Below are 3,768 nucleotides of genomic sequence, written 5' to 3' on the forward strand. Positions count from 1 at the left end.
GAGGTGCTGTTGCTCAAGGACATGGGCGGCGGTGAAGAATTAGGGCGGCTGTTCAACTACGAGTTGCAGCTGCATTCGCTGGACAATGCCATCGATCTCAACCAGCTGCTTGGCAAGCCCATGTGCGTCAGCCTGCAGCTCGATGGCGGTGGTGAGCGCTACTTCCATGGCATCGTCGCCCGCTGCAGCCAGAACGTCGACCAGGGCCAGTTCGCCAGTTACCAGGCGACGTTGCGGCCGTGGTTGTGGCTACTGACCCGCACCTCCGATTGCCGGATTTTCCAGAACCTCACCATCCCGCAGATCATCAAGCAGGTGTTCCGCGACCTGGGCTTTTCCGATTTCGAAGACGCCTTGAGCCAAACCTATCGCGAGTGGGAATACTGCGTGCAGTATCGCGAGACCAGTTTCGACTTCGTCAGCCGGCTGATGGAACAGGAAGGCATCTACTACTTCTTCCGCCACGAGCAGGGCCGGCATGTGCTGGTGCTGGCCGACGCCTACGGCGCCCACACCAAGGCGCCCGGCTACGGCTCGGTGCCCTACTACCCGAAGAACGAACAACAGCGCGAGCGCGACCACATCCACGACTGGCACCTGGCCCAGGAAGTCCAGCCCGGTTCGCTTGAGCTCAACGACTACGATTTCCAGCGCCCGAGTGCGCGCATCGACGTGCGTGCGGCCATGCCTCGCCCCCACGCGGCCGGCGACTATCCGCTCTACGACTACCCCGGCACCTATGTGCAGAGCCAGGACGGCGAGCACTACGCCCGTACCCGCATCGAAGCCTTGCAGACCCAGCACGAACAGGTCGAGCTGGCCGGCAACGCACGGGGCCTGGGCTCGGGGCATCTGTTCAGCCTCACCGGCTTCAGCCGCCAGGACCAGAATCGCGAATACCTGATCGTCGGCGCGCGCTATTACATTTCCCAGGAAAGCGGCGAAACCGGCGGTGGCGCGCCGTCGGCCCAGTTCGAAAGCAGCCTGACCTGCATCGACGCCCAGCAAAGTTACCGTCCGCTACCGATCACCCATCGACCCATCGTCAAGGGCCCGCAGACCGCGTTGGTCGTGGGCCCCAAGGGCGAGGAAATCTGGACCGATCAGTTTGGCCGGGTGAAGGTGCATTTCTACTGGGACCGGCACGACCAGTCCAACGAAAACAGCTCGTGCTGGATTCGTGTGTCGCAGGCCTGGGCCGGCAAGAATTGGGGCTCGGTGCAGATCCCGCGCATCGGCCAGGAAGTGATCGTCAGCTTCCTCGAAGGCGACCCGGACCGGCCCATCGTCACCGGTCGCGTGTATAACGCCGAACAGACAGTGCCCTATGCGTTGCCTGCCAATGCCACTCAGAGCGGCACCAAAAGCCGTTCGAGCAAAGGCGGCACGCCAGCGAATTTCAACGAAATCCGCATGGAAGACAAGAAAGGCGCCGAGCAGCTGTACATCCATGCCGAGCGCAACCAGGACATCGTGGTCGAGGTGGACGAGAGCCATTCGGTGGGCCACGACCGCAACAAAAGCATCGGCCACAACGAAACCGTACGGATTGGCCAAGACCGACTGCGGGCAGTACAGCGCAACGACGCATTGCTTGTCGGGGGAGCCAAGAGCGACAGCATCAGTACCCAGTACCTCGTGGAGGCGGGTTCGCAGATCCGACTGGTCTGTGGCAAAAGCGTGTTGGAGTTCAATGCCAGTGGCGAGATCAATATCTCGGGCACTGCGTTCAATATCTACGCCAGTGGCAATGGCAACATCGACACCGGCGGCCGCTTGGACCTCAACTCCGGTGGCGCAAGCGAAGTGGATGCCAAGGGCAAAGGCATCAAGGGTGTGATCGATGCGGCGGTGAAAGCTTTTTTCCCGGCAAAGGCCAAGCACTGAGGTTCATGGCCGGAATAACCGTGGCGAGGGAGCTTGCTCCCGCTGGGCTGCGTAGCCGCCCCTTTTTGTGAGCGCTTCGCACTCAAGCGGGAGCAAGCTCCCTCGCCACGGGTTCATCGTTACCACCCACGCAGAACCTGTGTGCCCGGTGGACCCAGGCATCTTGAAATTTCACTCGTTCGTAAGCCGGTATTGACCGGGCTGCGTCCACGCGACGCGCAAGTATTTGCCGCTCAGCAATTGCTGGTCACGAAGATATTCAAAAACTTCGGAGGGGCACCATTCCTTGCCCGCCGAAAAGGCCACGCCCAATGAACGGAGTGCATCGAATACCTTTGCCTTCTGCGTGTTGTCCGCGACCTGCAAAACGTAGATATCTTTCTCTGCCGCATTCGAAAACCCGATAACGCGCAGGGGTGAGTCCAGCGCTTTATCGATGATTCGAACATGGATCAAATCACCGTCCGCTGTTGCCACATAGGCCCTCAGCACATCATTAACCACTCAGAGATTAGCCGGTACGAAGTCAGGGCCGCCCAGCTTATCCCGAACGACAAGGGCGGTCCGCATCAACGGCCCCCACAGGCCGTTCTGGCCGTTCTGGCTGTTCCAGCTGCCACCCGCCCACCGCGTGTCCTGGACAAGCTCAGCCTTGTTGAGCTCAAGCTGCCGCTGGAGGGCCAGCGCCACGGCGCCCATATCAACCTCGAACAAGTCGGCATAAAGCCCCTCGGGTTGTGCCTGTTTTTTGCTCAGGCAAAACCGGTAGTACCAGACCCACGACGCCGCAACATAAATTGCCCGATTACGATCAGGGTAGGTCGCGAGAATCTTGAGCAAAGCCGTCACCCAGCGCACAGGGAACTGGGGATCGCGAGTCTGTTGCCAATAACGCAGCACCAGCAAATCGAAAGCCGCAACGATGTTCTGCGGCTCCTCATAATCATTCTTGGCTTCTTGAAAGTAGAACGGCTCGCCTACGAGGAATTTATCCAGCTCATCATTGGCCAGGGCCAGCAGCAATACATTATCTAGGTTGGCACTCATTGGATTCTCACTACATCCGGGTTCGCGAGCAGGAAATTGATGTCGTTATTGTGTGGGATGGCCACCTTATCCAATACCGCTTCACGCATACCGCCGGGATGGGTCAGGCCGCCAGGGCGCCATAACGGGTTCGCTCCGCGCTCGTTACCGGAGGGCATGACAACCTTGGGATTGTCCAGGTTCATCATGTAAATCTCCTTGCCGGTGAAGCTGCCCGGTTCATAACCCAAAGCGGTCTCCAGAATCGAAAGATCACCGGTTTTCTTAAACTCGGCGACCACACCGTGCAGGTCTGACTTGGCCATGACGTACTTAGTGTCGCTAAAGGTGCCATACATGGGGTTGGCAATGTCATCGGGGGTAAACAGAAACGCACCGCCTTCATCCTGAAAGACTTTGAGGTGCTTGTCGATATAGGAGGCCTCAAGGTAATCGGCAGGATTGGGCCGGCTTAACTTGGGTATCGCAGCGATATCCTCTGACGTGTAGCCCGGTTTGAAGCTCACCGAGCGCGGCTTGGGCGCCGTACCGATTTTCGCCATTTTCGGGCCCAGGCCCAGAAGCGCCATTCCCGCGACGCCCTGCAGCAGGTCCCGGTAACCCGGCCCCAAGCGATCCCCCAGATCCCCCAGCAACGCCATGCCAGCCATCATCGTGCCGCCGATCACCACGAAACCGACCAGAGCGGCCACGCCAGCCATGGCCGCGAGAATCGCTGCGCCCCCCATGGCCAACATTCCCAACGCTTCCAGCCCGGTATGCGTCCAGCCTTCAAGATCCAGGACAAACGCCACCGACACCGTCGGCCCACCGATGAACGTATTCGGGCTGCCG

General features: G+C 59.7%; 3 protein-coding genes and 1 pseudogene. 1 reads left to right on the top strand and 3 read right to left on the bottom strand.

Going from position 1 to position 3,768, the window contains the following annotated elements:
• On the top strand, positions 1-1,887 hold a 1,887-nt coding region (locus tag BM300_RS29700), incomplete at its 5' end, for a type VI secretion system Vgr family protein (RefSeq protein ID WP_139232404.1).
• Between the two features lie 171 nt (positions 1,888-2,058).
• On the opposite strand, the gene BM300_RS29705 is transcribed toward BM300_RS29700, so the two are convergent.
• From BM300_RS29705 to BM300_RS29715, 3 genes and pseudogenes are all read right to left on the bottom strand, one after another.
• A complete protein-coding gene (locus BM300_RS29705) occupies positions 2,059-2,391 on the bottom strand; it encodes a hypothetical protein (protein WP_170862122.1) in 333 nt (110 codons plus the stop codon).
• Positions 2,392-2,934 carry a hypothetical protein gene (locus tag BM300_RS29710; protein ID WP_092464711.1) on the bottom strand — a complete coding sequence of 181 codons (543 nt, stop codon included), beginning with the start codon at positions 2,932-2,934 and terminating at the stop codon, positions 2,392-2,394.
• Positions 2,931-3,768, bottom strand: a pseudogene (locus BM300_RS29715) (hypothetical protein); the annotation flags it as partial. The gene BM300_RS29710 and the pseudogene BM300_RS29715, both read right to left, overlap by 4 nt.

The sequence above is a fragment of the Pseudomonas sp. NFACC46-3 genome (assembly GCF_900114515.1).
In the GTDB taxonomy this organism is placed as follows: Bacteria; Pseudomonadota; Gammaproteobacteria; order Pseudomonadales; family Pseudomonadaceae; genus Aquipseudomonas; species Aquipseudomonas fluorescens_Q.

Bases quoted from the DNA above. Each gene is read 5' to 3' on its own strand.
- BM300_RS29710 (WP_092464711.1), bottom strand. From the start codon at position 2,934: ATGAGTGCCAACCTAGATAATGTATTGCTGCTGGCCCTGGCCAATGAT.